The sequence below is a fragment of the Halalkalibacter hemicellulosilyticusJCM 9152 genome, from assembly GCF_000513115.1.
Taxonomy (GTDB): domain Bacteria; phylum Bacillota; class Bacilli; order Bacillales; family Bacillaceae_D; genus Halalkalibacter; species Halalkalibacter hemicellulosilyticus.
The window spans coordinates 176,257-192,821 of record NZ_BAUU01000001.1 but is presented as its reverse complement, the minus strand read 5'-3'; the positions used below and the strand labels follow the sequence as shown (position 1 = coordinate 192,821).

The 16,565-nt window shown below is 38.4% G+C and carries 14 protein-coding genes; 5 read left to right on the top strand and 9 right to left on the bottom strand.

From position 1 onward, the window contains the following. Positions 1–172: 172 nt before the first annotated feature. The 3 genes from JCM9152_RS00865 to JCM9152_RS00855 all read right to left on the bottom strand — a co-directional run bounded on the left by JCM9152_RS00865 (position 173) and on the right by JCM9152_RS00855 (position 3,214). Complete coding sequence (locus JCM9152_RS00865; RefSeq protein WP_035339833.1) at positions 173–643, bottom strand: DUF4188 domain-containing protein; 471 nt, start codon at positions 641–643, stop codon at positions 173–175. 16 nt (positions 644–659) lie between these two features. Beyond that, positions 660–1,211 carry a PadR family transcriptional regulator gene (locus JCM9152_RS00860; RefSeq protein WP_035339831.1) on the bottom strand — a complete coding sequence of 184 codons (552 nt, stop codon included), beginning with the start codon at positions 1,209–1,211 and terminating at the stop codon, positions 660–662. Positions 1,212–1,555: 344 nt separating this feature from the next. Beyond that, positions 1,556–3,214, bottom strand: coding sequence for an SLC13 family permease (locus tag JCM9152_RS00855; protein WP_369384502.1), 1,659 nt, complete (start codon positions 3,212–3,214; stop codon positions 1,556–1,558). 450 nt (positions 3,215–3,664) lie between these two features. Here JCM9152_RS00855 and JCM9152_RS21680 point away from each other — a divergent pair, with 450 nt between their 5' ends. The 5 genes from JCM9152_RS21680 to JCM9152_RS00835 all read left to right on the top strand — a co-directional run bounded on the left by JCM9152_RS21680 (position 3,665) and on the right by JCM9152_RS00835 (position 7,902). Beyond that, complete coding sequence (locus JCM9152_RS21680; RefSeq protein ID WP_081727845.1) at positions 3,665–3,832, top strand: YezD family protein; 168 nt, start codon at positions 3,665–3,667, stop codon at positions 3,830–3,832. A gap of 113 nt (positions 3,833–3,945) precedes the next feature. Next, positions 3,946–5,016, top strand: a complete 1,071-nt coding sequence (locus JCM9152_RS00850; RefSeq protein WP_035339829.1) for a sulfate ABC transporter substrate-binding protein — start codon at positions 3,946–3,948, stop codon at positions 5,014–5,016. Positions 5,017–5,110: 94 nt separating this feature from the next. Next, positions 5,111–5,950, top strand: coding sequence for a sulfate ABC transporter permease subunit CysT (gene cysT / locus JCM9152_RS00845; RefSeq protein WP_035339827.1), 840 nt, complete (start codon positions 5,111–5,113; stop codon positions 5,948–5,950). Between the two features lie 15 nt (positions 5,951–5,965). Further along, positions 5,966–6,829, top strand: coding sequence for a sulfate ABC transporter permease subunit CysW (gene cysW, locus JCM9152_RS00840; RefSeq protein WP_035339825.1), 864 nt, complete (start codon positions 5,966–5,968; stop codon positions 6,827–6,829). After that, positions 6,829–7,902 (top strand): sulfate/molybdate ABC transporter ATP-binding protein, encoded by a 1,074-nt coding sequence (locus tag JCM9152_RS00835; protein ID WP_035339823.1) that lies wholly within the window; start codon positions 6,829–6,831, stop codon positions 7,900–7,902. The genes cysW and JCM9152_RS00835 overlap by 1 nt, the downstream gene beginning before the upstream one ends. Positions 7,903–8,023: 121 nt before the next feature. On the opposite strand, the gene JCM9152_RS00830 is transcribed toward JCM9152_RS00835, so the two are convergent. The 6 genes from JCM9152_RS00830 to JCM9152_RS00800 all read right to left on the bottom strand — a co-directional run bounded on the left by JCM9152_RS00830 (position 8,024) and on the right by JCM9152_RS00800 (position 16,548). After that, positions 8,024–9,358, bottom strand: coding sequence for a glycoside hydrolase family 30 protein (locus JCM9152_RS00830; RefSeq protein ID WP_035339821.1), 1,335 nt, complete (start codon positions 9,356–9,358; stop codon positions 8,024–8,026). Continuing rightward, positions 9,355–11,325, bottom strand: coding sequence for a beta-galactosidase (locus tag JCM9152_RS00825; protein ID WP_052015450.1), 1,971 nt, complete (start codon positions 11,323–11,325; stop codon positions 9,355–9,357). Before JCM9152_RS00825 ends, JCM9152_RS00830 begins: the two co-directional genes overlap by 4 nt. 65 nt (positions 11,326–11,390) lie before the next feature. Then, positions 11,391–12,218 (bottom strand): carbohydrate ABC transporter permease, encoded by an 828-nt coding sequence (locus JCM9152_RS00820; protein WP_035339817.1) that lies wholly within the window; start codon positions 12,216–12,218, stop codon positions 11,391–11,393. Next, positions 12,215–13,105 carry a carbohydrate ABC transporter permease gene (locus JCM9152_RS00815; RefSeq protein WP_035339966.1) on the bottom strand — a complete coding sequence of 297 codons (891 nt, stop codon included), beginning with the start codon at positions 13,103–13,105 and terminating at the stop codon, positions 12,215–12,217. Before JCM9152_RS00815 ends, JCM9152_RS00820 begins: the two co-directional genes overlap by 4 nt. Positions 13,106–13,242: 137 nt before the next feature. After that, on the bottom strand, positions 13,243–14,541 hold the full coding sequence (locus JCM9152_RS00810) for an ABC transporter substrate-binding protein (RefSeq protein WP_035339815.1): 1,299 nt from the start codon (positions 14,539–14,541) through the stop codon (positions 13,243–13,245). A gap of 945 nt (positions 14,542–15,486) precedes the next feature. Continuing rightward, positions 15,487–16,548 carry a response regulator transcription factor gene (locus JCM9152_RS00800; RefSeq protein ID WP_035339811.1) on the bottom strand — a complete coding sequence of 354 codons (1,062 nt, stop codon included), beginning with the start codon at positions 16,546–16,548 and terminating at the stop codon, positions 15,487–15,489. Between the last annotated feature and the right edge of the window lie 17 nt (positions 16,549–16,565).

Here is a 16,565-nt window from a genome sequence, read left to right as displayed (position 1 = left end):
TTAAATGCTATAATCATACCTACTATAAGTATACCACTTGTCATTTCACTATTGACTTTAATTCTACTATATTATAGCTCTCAGGATTACACGCGACCTAACATAAAAAATGCCTCATTAGGAAACATCCTTAATGAGACATCGTAGTCAAATAAATTGTACAATTCTTAGTTCATCTCCTCAGCCTTTGCTCCGCTGTATCCAGCTTAGAATCAACTGAAATATGAAATGTCGCATTTGCCAAACCAAATCTCGGCATATTGACGTAGATAGCTTCCGAGCTTCCTTTTGGCACTACATACGTTTCATGATAGAAGCCAACTGCAGAGTTATTCCGAGCCCTTTTATTAAATGATTTCCATGCTGGGAGATGGAGATCTCCTCTTGCATATGTGAATAAATCCTTCTCTGAACGCCAATATTGCAATAAATATGTCGTACGCAAGCCTGAAAAGCTTTCCATCGACAAACACCCTAACTCTTTATTTTTTGCCAATTCTCTCATCATGGGAGGCATTGCTAAAAACACTGGTAGCCACTTATGTACTGCCCACCATTGATTGACTCTCATCCCAATCATAAATACAACAATGTCCTCTTGATTATCAGCGGTAAAACGTCCCGGATAAATTGATTTCCCCACGGATAACTCCTCCTCGTCAATTTTTTGATAACATACGAATCGTTTCTTCACACCATTCAATGACAGCATTTGTCGTCCTTTTTCCATAATCAAGTGTAATTAGCCAATATCGTTCATCCTCAAGCCCAGTTGAATAGCTTTGAATCATCTTTTCAATCGTTTGATACACAGCCAGACGTTCTTTTTGTAAATGTAAATACGAATTTAGTTGTTCAATGGAACAGTCCTTTTCCACATTACGACTGAAGAAAAGTTTAAGAAGCAATTCATTTTTCTCTACAGGAATGCTCACAATCGGCCTTTGTAACCAGTCACGTAGCTCTTCTTGCCCCTTTTCAGTAATAGAATATTCTTTCTTCTCACGCTTATTTCCATCATCAACGACGTCTGACATTTCTGCTAATCCTTCATCTACCAATACCTTTAGCGTCGGATAAATTTGACCGTAGCTTACTTTCCAAAAATAATTCAAACTCGTATCAATCATCTTTTTCATCGAGTAACCTGAACGACAATGTGTCGTCAGCAACCCTAAAATAACGTACTTCGTATAATTCTCTTTTGACATACACTCACCTATCTTTTTGATATATCTTTTAGATATATCATACTTCACTCTGAACATCATCGCAACTATTTCTTTTTGATTCCGTTTAAATATCTTTCTTTACACACTGTACATACCTAAAATGGAGGCCTTTTAAGTTATACTCGACTCTTGCTCCATTAAAGCAAAAGGCTCTTATCCTTTTTTGTAAAAGAACAAGAGCCTTCGATAATCCAATCAGCTTTAATTTTAAATAACCCATACAAAGTAAGAGATCAGCACGGTCACAACCATATAGAGAAGGTTTAATGGAACCCCGATCTTTAAAAAATCTGAAAAGCGATAGCCTCCTGGACCATAGATAATTAAATTCGTTTGATATCCAATCGCGTCGCAAAACTAGCCGATGCCGCTAATGCAATTACAACAAAAAATGCTATCGGATCAACAGCTAATTGATTGGCTATAGCTAATGCAATCGGAAACATCAAAACAGCTGCTGCATTATTCGTAATAATCTCTGTAAATAATGTCGTTAGAAAATAAACAACTAATAAGGCTCCAATCACTCCAGCACCTTTAGTCAATTGAACAAATTGACCCGCTATCAATTCAGCTGCTCCCGTTTGCTCTATAGCTATACCTATCCCGATTGCGCACGCAATTAAAATAAGGACATCAAACTGAACGTACTTCTTAACCCCTTCAACCGTAATAGCTTTCGTTAAGAACAATCCAATAACCGCTAGCAGAGCCGCCTGGAACATCGATAATATATTAAATGCTGCCAGTACAACCATGCTTATCAATGTCACTATAGCGATGATTGACTTTTTTCTATCGACAATACCAGGTTCTTTAATTTGAGAAATCAAATAAAAATCTCTCGTGTTGTTCCCCCTATTGAGAAAATCTTTATTTGCCACCAACAGTAATGTATCACCTGGCTTTAAAACAATATCACCGACCTTACTATGAATCCTCTCATCATTCCGATGAACGGCCACAACTCCCGCACCGTACATCTTTCGAAACTTACTTTGCTTAATCGTCTTCTTTAATAGCGAGGATTGATGAGAAACAACCGCTTCAACTAAAAAAGCATTCCCATCTTGAAGGTCTTCTAATTTAATTTTCGATCCCGCATCAATACGCAATCCTTTAATATTTTGTAATTCGACTATCGTCGATAACACCCCTGTGAAGATCAATCGATCATGAGCCTGTAATATGAAATAAGATGGAACAGATCCCTTCTTCTCACCATTACGAATAATCGAAACTAAATATAAACCATTTAAATTTCTAAGCCCCGCATCCTCTACCGTTTTACCAATAATCGGAGAATTCTCTTCAATGACAACCTCAGATAAATATTCTCGTGAGCTTTCCGTAAAGGCTTCTTCTGATGTTTTTCTAGATGGCAATAGCTTATATCCAATTGTCATCATATATAGCATTCCTATTAAACAAGCTGGTAATCCGACAATGGCTAATTGGAACATCGAAAAACCACCCAAGCCCTGCTCAAGCATAAAGCCATGTATCACCAAATTCGTGGATGTTCCAATTAATGTTAACGTCCCGCCAAAAATAGCAGCAAACGAAAGAGGCATTAGAAATTTAGATGGTGAAATCCCTTTTTCCTTACACCAATCCCTTACAACTGGTGTAAACATGACAACAATTGGAGTGTTGTTTAAAAAAGCTGACAATCCAGATATCGGAATCATCATCTTCAACATCGATTTCTTTTGCTGCTTACCATCACCTAACGCCTTTGTAATAAAACTATTCAAAATACCACTTTGCTGCACAGCTCCCGCAACAAAGAAGAGTAGCGCTACCGTTAGCATTCCTTCGTTCGAAAAGCCTCTTAAAGCATCGCCTACTGGCAAAGTGCCTGTTAGAATTATTGTCGCTAATGCACAAAAAACAATAAAAGCAGGACTACTAACTTCCTTCACTAAACAAACAAGCATAACTACAACAATAAAAATAACTAAGCCAATTTCAAATGTCATCATATATCTCCTAATATAATAATAGTGGTTTATCAAACATATTATCCATACAATTCACATATGTCAACTATGTTTTAAACCCTTAATTTCAAAGCCCATTTTATATTTTTTTACTAAAACCTACTTGACATATAGGAATAATATAATTAATATAACGCTTAACACTTAGTTTTGCCGATCGGAAAAACCGAAGGCACCTAAACAGTTCAACAAAAAAGGAGGGACATACAGCCTCAAAACTCATTACTCACATGCATTTAATAAATTTCAAACGACTGAATTTCGAATAACTCATGTTTACTTGAGGATAAGAGCTATTTTTTCATTATAATCGAGGTCATTGATCACCATCTTCATTTGTGTATTCATTCAACTACTACCAAACATAAATCCAATCTTCGCCTCAAATGTTTTTTTATTATTCGATCATTAACAGAGGAGGAATGAATCATGGGCTTTCATGACCCTGAAAAAATTGAAGAAATTAAGAAAGCAATTGAAAAGATTAAATTCGGATCTGTTCTCATTACCATTCATGAAGAACAAATTACTCAAATTGACGCAACCGAAAAGGTACGATTTGCACAAAATAAAAAGCGACACCCAAAAAATAAATAATGAGTCTAACGGACAACCGAGGACTTCTCATTCACAAGATATGCTTATTTCATTTGCTTTGTGAAGGAGGAGCTTTTTTATTTCCTAACTATATTAGAAGGAGTGTTCATTCTATGAAAAATTCTATTCGCTTTTTAGTAAAGTCACTTATTACTACGACCGTTATCATTTCTCTTTCCGCATGCAATTCACAAGCTGACGAATCATCGCCATCTCTAGATGGCCCTTCAGCTAATGATACCGACCAGTCAAATTCATTGGAAATATTAAACGTTTCTTATGACCCAACGAGGGAATTTTATCAAGATTTCAATGAAGAATTTTCTCAATATTGGGAAGAACAAACAGGAGAAACAGTCACCATTCAACAGTCTCATGGAGGTTCAGGTAGTCAAGCACGTTCAATTATTGATGGGCTCGAAGCAGATGTGACAACACTTGCACTTGCATATGATATTGACATCTTACATGAATCACGAAATTTAATCCCCGAAAACTGGCAAGAGCGTTTACCTGACAATTCAACTCCTTACACATCAACCATAGTCTTTTTAGTTAGAAGCGGTAACCCACTAAATATCCAAGACTGGGATGATTTATTACAAGAAGGTGTCGAAGTCATTACTCCTAATCCGAAAACCTCAGGTGGAGCACGCTGGAATTATTTAGCTGCATGGGGGTATGCTCTTGAACAATATGGCACTGAAGAAGCCGCACAAGAGTACGTCACACAACTATTCAAGCAAGTACCAGTTTTAGATTCTGGAGCAAGGGGTTCCACAACTACTTTTGTTGAAAGAGGAATCGGCGATGTGTTCCTATCATGGGAGAATGAAGCTTTCCTTGCACTTCATGAATTAGGAGAAGATCAATTTGAAATTGTAGTTCCTTCTATAAGCATCCTTGCCGAACCCCCGGTTACCATCATTGATTCGATTGTGGATCAAAAAGGGACTAGAGAGGTAGCAGAGGCTTACTTGGAATATTTATATAGCGATATCGGACAACAGCTAGCTGCTGAGCATTATTATCGTCCTAGAAATGAAGAAATACTAGCCGAACATAGTGAACTCTTTACAGAAATAAACCTCTTCAACATTGAAGAATTATTTGGGAGCTGGCAAGAAGCGCAGGATATACACTTTAGCGATGGCGGTATTTTTGATCAAATTTATCAACCTTAGTAGAGCTATATTAGTCTAAAAATAATGCGATGAACTAGGAGCTATCACACATATTCATCGCATTACACTCTACTTTAGAAAGGATTTCGTAATCATGAAAAGGTTTAAATCGATAAAATCCCATAGTATTCTTCCAGGCTTCGGTCTTTCATTAGGCTTTACAATGATGTATTTAGGACTATTAGTCTTATTGCCTTTATCGATGGTTTTTATTCATACAACGTCGATGGGATGGGATAGCTTTTGGCAAACGGTGACAGACCCTAGAGTAGTGGCCTCTTATCGCCTCAGCTTCGGAGCTGCATTTGTTGCAGCTTGCATAAATGCTATATTTGGTCTTCTAGTCGCTTGGGTTCTTGTACGTTATAACTTCAAAGGAAAACGAATCATCGATGGTCTAGTCGATCTTCCTTTCGCTCTACCTACAGCCGTTGCTGGGATCTCACTCACTGCACTCTATGCTTCCACAGGATGGGTGGGACAGTATTTAGACATTTTAGGAATCCGTGTTGCCTTCACTCCACTAGGTGTTATTGTCGCCTTAACATTCATAGGACTACCTTTCGTAGTTAGAATGGTTCAACCTGTACTGCAAAGTATTGATAAGGAATTAGAAGAAGCCTCTGCAAGCTTAGGAGCTAATCGGCTTCACACATTCACTAAAGTAATTATACCTATTGTATTACCAGCCTTATTAACAGGGTTTGCATTAGCATTCGCAAGGGCATTAGGCGAATATGGTTCAGTTGTCTTCATTTCTGGAAATATACCTATGTCCACAGAAATTACTCCATTACTGATCATGACAAAGCTTGAACAATTTGATTATACAGGGGCGACCGCTTTAGCAGCTGTTATGTTAGTTGTTTCATTTGTGATGCTCCTGATTATTAATATTCTTCAATGGTGGACACAACGTAGACAACTATCTTAAAAGGAGGATTGTAGAATGGCACAATTAGCAACTGAAAATTCAAAGTCTACACAAAAATCAACAAATGAATCACCTTTAGTGCGTTATACGCTCATCGGAGTCGCTTTAACCTTCTTAACTTTTTTCTTATTGCTTCCTTTATTCGCTATCTTCTTTCGCGCTTTTGAACAGGGTCTCTCCGTTTACTGGGCATCTATTACTGAACCAGACGCTCTTTCTGCTATCAAACTTACACTTATAGTCGTTCTAATAGCCGTCCCATTAAATACACTATTTGGGATCGCCGCTGCTTGGTGTATAGGAAAGTTTCATTTTAAAGGAAGAAACCTACTTACTACATTAATTGATTTACCATTTTCAGTTTCTCCTGTTATTGCAGGGCTAGTATTTGTTTTATTGTTTAGTGCTCATGGTGTATTTGGTCCTTGGCTTATGGATCACGGCATCCGTATTATCTTTTCCGTTCCAGGTATTATCCTAGCCACTATGTTTGTAACTGTTCCTTTTGTCGCCCGCGAACTTATACCCGTCATGCAATCACAAGGAACAGCAGAGGAAGAAGCATCTCTTACACTTGGAGCAAATGGTTGGAAAACTTTTTGGCATGTGACAATACCTAATATAAAATGGGCTCTCTTATATGGTGTCATACTCTGTAATGCGAGAACAATCGGAGAATTCGGGGCTGTCTCGGTTGTTTCAGGGCATATTCGGGGACTAACCAATACAATGCCTCTTCATGTTGAAATTTTGTACAATGAATATCAATTTACCGCTGCGTTTGCAGTTGCGTCACTTATGTCTATTTTAGCTATTATTACACTAATCTTAAAGAATTTCATTGAGTGGAAAAGTGCAGAAACTAGGGGGATTTCGTGATGTCTATTAAAATAAATAATATATCAAAATCATTCGGAAACTTTCAAGCTCTTACAAATATAAACTTAGAGATCAACTCTGGCGAACTAGTTGCTTTGCTAGGTCCTTCAGGATCAGGAAAAACATCTTTATTACGTATCATTGCCGGCCTGGAAGAAGCTGATGCTGGCAATATTTATTTCAATAATGTCATTATGAATGACATTAATGCTGTATCTAGAAAAGTCGGCTTTGTATTTCAACATTATGCTTTATTTAATCATATGTCAGTTAAGGATAATATCTCATACGGATTAAGAGTGAGACCCTTTAAAGAACGACCAAAAAAACAAGAAATTAACGATAAAGTAAAAGAACTTCTTTCATTAGTTCGACTCGAGGGGCTGGAAAACCGCTACCCGATGCAGCTTTCTGGCGGACAGCGCCAACGAGTCGCTTTGGCACGCGCATTAGCAGTTGAACCTAAAGTGTTATTACTTGATGAACCATTTGGCGCGCTAGACGCTAAGGTCAGAAAGGATTTAAGAAGATGGTTGCGTAAACTTCATGACGAGGTTCATGTTACGAGTGTTTTTGTTACACACGATCAAGAAGAAGCTCTAGATGTTTCAGATCGAATCGTCGTTATGAACAATGGAGAAATTGAGCAAATCGGGACCCCAAATGAAGTTTATGAAGAGCCTAAAACACCGTTTGTTTATAATTTTCTTGGCAATGTGAATGTCTTTAAAGGAAGATTCAATAACGGTATGCTACATGTTAAAAACCAGCAAATAGCTGCAACTCATTATGGAGAAAGATCAGAAAATGAAGAGGCCGTAGCTTTCGCTAGACCGCACCAAATGGCTGTATATAAAAACCACGAAAAAGGATCCATACTAGCCACGATTTATCATATCCATTCCGTCGGTCCAATTGTATTCCTTGAATTGAGGTGGAATGAAACAGATGACCTTCTACAGGTCGAACTACCTAGAGAACAATTTAACGAATTATCCTTGTCTAAAGGGGACATAGTCTATGTGCTCCCACAGAATATTAAATTGTTTTCTCCTGAAGAATATTCTATATAAAACGTTATTCAAAAAAAAGTAGCTTTTCCTTTTTGAACACTAGCATTAATCGACTAAGAGTCCGTTGAAAAAGGACAAAACCTTTTTTCAACGGACTCTATTAAGCCAAACTTCTTCACCTTTATTTTCCATTTAGAACGAGAGAATTAAACGACTCCGCTTCCAAGTTAAAGGAATACTGTTGACCATTATGCTCAATCACCACTTCTCGTTCTTCTTTAAACGGGTTTTGAATCACTACGATGAGCGCCCCATCCGTATTCTCGAACACGAGCGAATTCCCTGTCCATGAACCAGTTGTCTCGATCAGTTGTGCATCAGGACGAACAAAATGAGAAAAATGCTTCATCACAAAATATTCAGGGTTCTGAGTTACTTGTTGCCGTTCCTTCTCGATTGTTAGCATCGAGTTTTGCTCCCATCCCCATGTACTACGCCCTTTCGGCTGAAGAACCATATTCCAATAGATATAACTATTAACTCCATTTGTGAAGTAGTGCTGATAAAGGTTAAAGATATATTTTGCGTAAGCCCACGTATTCGTACCATCACCGCATTCATTTTCCGTTTGCATGTAACGAAGCTCGGGATAGCTCAAGACCGTCCGTTGAATTCCATATTTCCCCGCCCATTGATAACCAACACCACTGACATATTTATATGCTTCTGGATCACTTAATACTGTATGAGCATACGCATCGTGATCTTGTGCTTTTCCTTTCAGCCACTCATCCCAAGGCTCAGGAGCATTGATTGTCCCTAGCCAAATTTCAGTCTCAATGTGATGCTGTTCAAAAGCCGGCCCTAAGTAATCACGAATAAATTCTCGCAATTGCTCACCTGTCCATACACAAGACGGAAACTTCTGATCAGCAACGACTTCATTTTGTACGTGAATTTGATGAATTGTAATGCCTTCTTGCTTATACGCTTCGATAAATTTCACAAAATAGAGAGCATACGCTTCTAGCACCTCTTTTTCCCATCGTAACGTCCCGTAATTATAAGCCTTTGGTGTCTTCATCCAAGTTGGTGGGCTCCAAGGAGAAGCAAATAACGTTAAATTTGGATTGAGACGAAGCGCTTCTTTAATATAAGGGATTAAATACTTTCGATCTCGCTCAATCGAAAAGTGCTCCATCTCATAATCATCGTCATGTTCATTTAAACTGTACCATTCTAATGCATAATCACTCGCTCCAATCGGTAGACGGCAAACAGAGAATTTACAATCGCCATCAGGATGAAACAAATGATAGAGCACCTGTTCACGATCTTCTTCACTTAAGAAAGAAAGAGCCTCATAGCCTAACTCATTGAAGCAACCACCAAATCCTTCAACGAGCTGACGATCTGTTGAAGTAATCATCAAACTCGACTGTTTCTCTTGACTGGTTACTACCTTAACGTCTTTCTCGTTCCATCGTTGTGATTCGGTTGATGATATCCATCTCATAAGCTACTCTCCTCCAATACACAAAATCCCCAACGGTCAAGCTTCACTTCATCCCCTCGTACCCATTCATCTCCTGATAATAAATCAGTTCCATGAGCATACGGATACGTAAATGAAACAGCTGTATCTGAATAATTAAAATAGTAACGAATCGTATTATCTCCATCATTCTTTCCTGACTTCGTAATGAGTGGGAATGAAAGGTCTTGATCACTTCCCCATAATTCAGCCTTCTTCACAGCCTGCTCTAATACCGCCTTCATCGCCTTCGAGCTAATGAAGCAGCCGATATATGTCGCAATCCCTTGTCCATACTGATTCTGTGTGATCGCAGCATACTTCCCCCAATGAGGATGGTCATAGTAGGCAAGAACATCAGCAGTCGTTGGCGTTAACAGCTCCATCCATGTATCTACTTGATTATGTTCTACCCCAACGTTAAACGGGTCATCCTTTAATGTTACTTTTTTCGGCTCGACAAATTGACTATAGGTAACGCCACATACCTCATCGATCATTCCAGGCTGTGTTGTCGTACGAACCTTAACATGTTCATCGGTAAAACCACTCTTAAACGTATATACGACGTGTCCCCCTTGCTCAACAAAGCGATTCAAACGCTTTAAGCATTCATCAGATGCTGAATAGAGCGCAGGTACAACAATTAATCGGTACTGATCAAGATTTTTTGTTTTAGGATGAATGAAGTCACAGCCTATATTCATGTTATATAACTCGTTATACATCAGTCGAACGACATCATTGTAGTTTTTCTCACTAGTGAAATGAAACGGAAACCATTCAAGAGACGTTAAAGCTTCATTACTGATAAGCATTGCGACATCATTTTTCTTGCTCAAATTAACGAGCTTAGATGATAGCTTCTTAAAATCTGCCCCAACAGTCTTAGCTTCTTCATAGGTCGGGTTCGACTTAAGATCATGACTTAATAACCCTTTCCAATACGTTTCGAATGAATTATGAATTGAGTGCCAATGCCAATAAGCAACCATGTTAGCTCCAGAGGCAAGATGACTAAACGCTTGAAGACGAAGCTGACCTGGATAGGGTGTCCAATTGATAAATGCCTGTGCTTGTGTTTCTAATACGAGATAATTGTCTTGCTTCAACGAACGAGCCATATCACCACCTAACGATATTTCTGCTCCAGTTAATTCATCCTGTGACGGGTGGTAAATGTCCACCCCCGCAATATCAAATGGTTTCGCTGCCTCGAAATGATCAACATCGGGTTGTACACCATACGAATACCCTCGCCATTCAAAATCAAAATTTTGCGTCACAAATTGATCCTCTCTTTTGTATTCATTAACGAGAGAAACTTGCCAGGCAAGAAAATCTGTTACAAGCGTTCGTTGAAACTTAGCAAACTCCGAACCGAGACTACCATTAATCGTCCCAACGACAGAAGGGAAATCCTCCCAGCTATTAATGCGATTGCTCCAATAATCTAGACCAAACTTTTTATTTACCTCTTCAAGTGAACCAAACTTCTCACGCATATATTTCACAAACTGAAGCTGAACATTAGGCCCCACCGTCCCGTAATGCTTCGTTTCATTATCGGTCTGATAACCTATCACTGCAGGGTGATCCTTCACACGGGAAATGAGCTTTCGAATGATTCTTTCGGCATAGAACAAATACGTCGGATTCGTAATATCCATGATTTGTCTTGCTCCATACTTCCCCTTCCCTTCCTTCGTTTCCGCTAATACATCCGGATGCTCTTTCACCATCCATGTCGGAACAGCATAAGTTGGCGTCCCAACAATGACGTCAATTCCAGCCTTATGCATGGCATCTAATACACGATCCACTGAGCTGAAATTGAAAACCCCGTTTTGCGGCTCATGTGTACTCCACGTCGATTCAGCAATGCGAACAACGGTAATACCCGCATCCTGCATCATTTTTATATCTTCAGCTAATCGATCATATGGCATATATTCATCATAATAAGCAACACCATAGTATAATTGATTCTTCACATTACCCCTCCTAACATCGCTTAGCCTTTAACAGCACCTTCAGCAATACCGTGTAAAATAAAGCGTTGGAACACTAGATAAAAAATAATTAATGGTAAAGCCGTTATAACTAAAGCTGATAAAATTTGTGGCCAATCATTGTTATATTCCCCAAACAGCATGTTGATCGCAAGAATTAACGTGTAGTTATTAACATTCGTTAACATTAACAACGGCAAGAGGAAATCATTCCACAGCCATAAAATATTTAAAATTGCAATCGTAACAAGGATCGGTGTAAGCATTGGGAATATAATTTTCATAAAGATTTGTATTTCATTGGCACCATCTATTTTCGCCGATTCCTCTAATTCTTTCGGAATCGTTTTCGTAAAACCATGACATAAGAAAATCGCCATATTAACACCTAAACCAATATAAATTAATCCAAGCCCATAAGGTGAGCCTTGAACACCGATATTATTCGCTACTTGAGTTAACGTGATCATAATCGAATGAAATGGGATAAGCATCGATGCAATAAAAACAAGAAAAAACAATGAGCTCAACTTGCTTTTTGTCCGTGCTAGCTTATAGCCAGCTAATGAACCACAAACAATGATGCCGAGCAAACCAATCGTTGTTACAATAACGGTATTCCACATACTACTAAAGAAATTAACCTGTTGCATCGCATTTATATAGTTATCAAAGTTTAAAGATGTTGGTAATGCCAATACATTTGAAAAAATTTCACTTTGTGTTTTAAATGAATTAACAACAGCCAAATAAATCGGGAATAATGTCAAAGCGCCAAACAAAACTAGGATAATTGTATTTAAGGAAGCTGCCACTCTACTTGTTCTCATGACTCAATTTCCCTCCTCTTCATAACCGAAACTTGAATAACTGTAATGACTAATACGATAAAGAATAAAATCATCGCTTTTGCACTCGCGTAACCAAACCGATAGTTTCCAGAAAACGCCTCGTGGTATATATTCAAGGCAATAACTTGTGTACTCCTACCTGGACCACCACCTGTCAAAGCAAACACAACATCAAAGATTCTGAATGCTTCATTAAGTGTGAGGAATAAACAAATCGTAATTGCATGCATAATCATTGGTAATGTAACATTTCTAAAACTTTGAAACGCTGATGCCCCATCAATGACCGCTGCTTCCTTCAAATGCTTTGGAACACCTTGTAATGCTGCAATATAAATAATCATCATGTAACCAATTCCACGCCATAACGACACAATTAAGATCGAATAAAAAGCAGTCTGGGGATTTCCAAGCCACTCTTGGTCGAGAAATGTGAGAATCGCCCACTCAGATAATTGCGGTAGAACCGTCACAAAAATGAAATACCACATAAACGCACTAATGATTAAACTTACCATATTTGGCATAAAAAAGACCGTTCGGAATAACCCTTTACCTCGTGATCTTGATTCAATCATAACGGCTAAGAAAAGGGCAACCACATTTTGAACGATCAATATAACAACTGTTAACTTTAACGTAAACCATAATGAATTTAAGAAATCAGGATCATTCCGAAGAGCTTCTACATAATTACTTATACCAACAAAATTCGAGCTTCTTGATAGACCGTTCCAATCGGTTAAACTGTAGTAGGCTCCACCTATTGCAGGTATAAGTAAAAAGGTAATGTAAAATAACAGCGCAGGCGCTAAAAATAAGAAAAGCGATAAAGTACCTTTATTCTTTCCTTTCGCTAACCGCATCCATTTATCTCTAAACTTTGGATCATTCACCTGATTTACTCCACTGTTTAATTGAGCCATTTTCCCCACCTCTTTACTTATTATGAAAGGAGATGACTCAAGAGAGCCTTTCGCTCTCAAGAGTCATATGAAACAAATTAATCATCGCTATTTACTTGATTGGCTTGTTGCCAAGCACGATCAAGCGCTTGGATTACTCCATCTTGATCTAAGCTTCCTGCTAAATAGCTTTGCAGCGCACTTTCGGATTCCGTTTTAACCGCTTGTGGAATCGCTGGATCTTGATAAGCACGTCCGTCGACAATATACTCATTTGCTTCAATTAACCATGGGAATGGATCAAAGTCATGCGAATGAGCCACTTGATTAAACATTAAGTCTTGGAACAACTGAGATGAATCGTCCTCATCTAAAATATAGTTGAGTAAATCTTTCGCTACTCGCTTATTTTCGCTTAAGCTTGAAACCGCCAATGATGTCGTTGTTGATGAGTTAATCATTGTCGCCTCAGGATTTTCATTAATTGGTAACGGCGCTACGCCAAAGTTAACTGATTCATTGGCAGAAAGAATGGATTCTGCAAACCACGGACCTTGAACCCACATCGCCGCCTCACCATTAGCAAACATCGCACTTCCTTGATCACCATCAATTTCAAATCCTCGAGACGTCGTATGTGCAGCAACAAGATCGATTACCTCAAAGAAGCCATCTAGCTCAGCAAATGAGCCTTCATCATTATTCATTCTTTCCATAAAGTCTTCGTTCTCTGTCTCCATTAATGCTCCTGTAATAAGTGGTAAGAATAGCTGCGGAATCCAGCCTTCATTGTAAGATGCAATAAATGGAGTAATGTCATTCTCTTCAAGAACTTGAATCACTTCTTCCATTTCAGAAAGGGTTTCAGGTAATTCAAGACCAAGCTCTTCAAACATATCGATGTTATACAAATAACCCCAAGATAAGGTTTCTAACGGCAGCGCCACGACTTCCCCATTATGTGTCACCGCTTCTCGTGTAGCATCAAGAAGATTCTCAACAAACGGCTCATCTGATAAATCTTCTAGGTAGCCTGCTCGATTGTACACTGGTATATCATTAACCGCATGAACAACAAAGATGTCAGGGCTATCACTTGTTGCTAGACGCGTTTGTAAAATTTGCGTCGCTTGATCGGCAGCAGGAAATTCTAATTGATAGGTTACTTCTACCCCTGTTTCTTCTAAATATTTTTCAGAAAACTGATTAAAGTAATTTTCATATTGTTCTCTGAAGCGAGGTTGCGGAATAAACACTCTTAGTTCAACAGAATCACCCTCTTGAAGCTCATTTTCATTCGGCTCTGTCGTCTCTCCCGCCGAATCCGTGTCATTACCACCACAAGCAACTAGCACAAACATCATCAAGATACTAACCATCAATAATAGCTTTTTCATTTTGAAACCCCCTTGTTATTTTTAAGTTATTTTTGAATACGCTTTCATTATATAAAGGTTCTTTCTTTTTAAAATTAGAGAATGTTAATATATTTTATTGCACTTTTTTAAACCGCTTACATAGAAAAAGCCACCTAGCGTTGCGCAGAGCCATTACAACGCTTTTAAGTTTGTATGAAAGTGGTGTTCTTTCATACAAACGCGTAACGAGCAAAGCCAACGCCTTCCTCGATTCTTCTCTATCTGGGAAAATAGAGGAATAAGGAACCGCATACAAGCGGTCATGCCTCCTCCTGTCTTTTCACTGGACAAAAGGGAATCCTTATTCCTCTATTTCGAAAAAGCCTCGCTTCCTGAGAAGAAAAAGGAACCCTCATTCCGCAATTCAAGTTAAATAAGGCCAAAGGGAGACATAAAACCGAAATAGAGGCATGAGGAGACCATAACGACAGTAAAAAAAGAAATACAGAATGAATAGAGGAACGAGGAACACATGTCGAACGAAGTCACCTGACTCGTCGGCGCACTCCGCTCTTTCGTGAGGTCACCGGAAAAATTGGGTTTTAACTTATTGGTGCCCTTTAAGCAATGAGCAAACCGGTACCTGTTTTAAAAAGCTTGATACGAGTGAAGCCATCGTTAAAAAGGCACTGAAAAAGTCGATTTGTACTTTTTTTCAGTGCCTTCCTCTTTCGTCTCTCGGAGCATGAAAGAGCGCACACCAATAGGGAATCCTCTTGACCCTAATTGAAAAAAGCGCAGCACAGGGTAGGGAATCCCCTCTGCCGCTATTTAAGCAAAAACACAAGAAATGAAGTATAAAAGCCGAAATAGAGGAATAAGGAATCTGATTGTGTCAGAAGAAACCACAGTAGCGGTCTTTTCTTAAAAGCGTTGCGCGGAGACGTTACAAGGATTCGAAAAACTTTCAACTTTTCCCGCCACTCACACTTGCCCTGGTGTCACACCATGATATTTCTTGAATACTCGATAGAAATAGGACACATCCTCATACCCAACCATTTCTGCAACATTTTTTATTTTAATTTTTTCATCTACGATTAGCACCTTCGCTTTTTCCATCCGTAATTGCATAATATACTCAGTGACATTCACACCAAATTCCTTTTTAAATGCTTTACTTAAATACTCCTTGCTCACATAGAACTGCTGTGAAAGCTGCCCTAATGAAATCGTTGAATGACTATAATTGACATCAATATACTCCTTCACCTCTTCAAGTTTAAACTTGCCTGTCACACCTTTTGCCCTTTGAATATACTCAAATAAGTGTTGATACACTTTAATGTACTCATTGAACAAATCTTCTATCGACATTTGCGGATTGTACAACGAAAGCTCCTCTTGAACAAATTGACTAGAATTTAAATTATTACGATAGATTTGATCTTCAGCAATGAACAGAAATTCATTGTAAAGTTTTAAATTAATGCTTTGATCAATTGGTTTACACGTCGCTATAATCTCTTTATATAACTGGTTAAAACTTCTCGTTAATTCATAATGATCACGTTCTTGGAATGCTTTATGAATACGCACCTTAAATTGATTCAAAAGTGGCAATAATTGAATATTAATTAACTTGCCATGATCTAGTTTCTTCATTCTTTCTTCATCCAAACGTTGAATGCAGCGACCTAAGGCAGCGTGAAGATCATCAGAATCAACAGGCTTCAACAAATATTCCACAACATTAGAACGAATAGCCTGCTGCAAATAAGAGAATTGATCATAACCACTTAACACAACTGAAGCAATTTGAGGATGTTTCTCATGGATAAAACGTAATAGTTGGACACCATCAACACCAGGCATATTCATATCCGTAATCACAATGTCTACTTGTTCCTTTTGAATAAAATCAGCCGCTTCCTGACCGTTTGCTGTTTCTCCTACAACATGTAATCCTAATTCATCCCAACGTCCTAACCTTTTAATCATTTGTAACGCTGATTTTTCATCATCGACAAGTAATACACGTAACATGCTAATCCCTCCAATCA